The organism is Rheinheimera baltica DSM 14885 (genome assembly GCF_000425345.1).
Lineage (GTDB): Bacteria > Pseudomonadota > Gammaproteobacteria > Enterobacterales > Alteromonadaceae > Alishewanella > Alishewanella baltica.
Window position 1 is genome coordinate 1 of the sequence record NZ_AUDG01000129.1, and the last position, 1,358, is coordinate 1,358.

General features: G+C 47.3%; 2 protein-coding genes. One reads left to right on the plus strand and one right to left on the minus strand.

What is annotated here, in order from left to right:
* The first annotated feature begins 122 nt into the window (after positions 1 to 122).
* Positions 123 to 458 carry a hypothetical protein gene (locus H595_RS0119675; protein ID WP_156886042.1) on the plus strand — a complete coding sequence of 112 codons (336 nt, stop codon included), beginning with the start codon at positions 123 to 125 and terminating at the stop codon, positions 456 to 458.
* A 297-nt stretch (positions 459 to 755) separates the two neighbouring features.
* Here H595_RS0119675 and H595_RS23115 read toward each other — a convergent pair.
* Positions 756 to 1,358, minus strand: a 603-nt coding sequence (locus H595_RS23115; RefSeq protein ID WP_205623274.1) for an IS91 family transposase, incomplete at its 5' end; no start/stop codon positions are given.

Sequence of the window (1,358 nt, forward strand, 5' to 3'; positions counted from 1 at the left end):
ACAGCTGATCCAGTAATTGGTCTGTAATTGGCATTCTTTATCCCTTCTAAGGAGTTAGATAGAATGCCACTTACACAGTTTTTTTTACAGACTCGAAAAATTCATGGGGGCTGTGATAAATCGTGTCTACTGAAACCATGATTCTCGGAATTTCTTTGGTAAAGATACTTTATGTCCTAGCTGGTGCATTCGGCGGCTTTTTTCCGTTCTTCTATGATCTCATTACTCGACAAAAAATGCCGCCACAACTAAAGATAGAGCTAGATCTTGAGTTTTTCCTTGTGAAATCACTCCTAACACCTTTTTTAGCTTTGGTCGTTACTATCTTCGCTGTGGCCTTCAATAGCATCAATGACTGGCTGGCTGCTCTGTATCTCGGTGCCAGCCTTCCTGTATTACTTGAGAAAGTAATTGGTGCAAGTACAAGCACAGCAGAGAAGCTGGCAACCGGGCAGTGAGTGCCATGAACATAATAAACAAGGATAGGTCGCGCGCAGCCGCGACTTAATCCTGTTGTTGGACAAGCCCGGTGGTTGGTTTTTCTGCTTATATAGTAGATATATCGATGACAGCCTGAGTGGCTTGGGTTGCGCTGGTTAGCGGCATTAATTAGGGGCGAGTTTAGCCATGACCGCCTGTTTTGCCAACAGCAATCTGTTTTTTCTGGTTCTTTTTCGTTTAGCCGTTATTCACCTCCTGGTTCAGTGTTTTCACCACGGGTGGGGCGCATCCTGTGCCTTGGCGCATTCCTTTGCTTAGTCAGTTCGTTTTACATGCGCTGACTGTTTTGCCGTTGTGGCCTCCCATCGATGTTTGACCCAGATTATGTGTAACTGGCCCTGGCAATGCGGGCAGCACTTTTTACTCTGTTGCCGGCCTGGTAGCGGCGAGAGCCGTACTTTAAGCAGTAATTGAATACGCCGTAAGATGCACTTGGCGTTGCCGTGTAAAAAACCATAGTCTCTTGTGCGCCGAAAGCCTTTGGGTAACACATGCTGCAGCACGCGCCATAAAAAAGCGGTGGCAGGCTCGGTAATGCGCTGGTATTGCTTAGTGGTGCTGTTTTTATAGCGGAATGTGACCCTGCCTTGTTGATAAGACAAGATGTTATCTTCGCTAATTACCCCACGGTATAAGTAACGGGCCAGGTAAGTTAAGGCGCTGTTACCGCTACCGACGCACTCACAATCAGCATTCCACTTTTTAGGGCTTTGATACGGCAAGCGATACCCGGCCTGTGTCAGGGCCTGTATAAACTTAGCCCGAAACACCTCTGCCAAGTTATCGGCTTTAAACAGGTAGTTGCTGCTTTTTTCACGCCAGAGATTGCGGCGTTTATTCAAGCTGCCTGCCGGCAC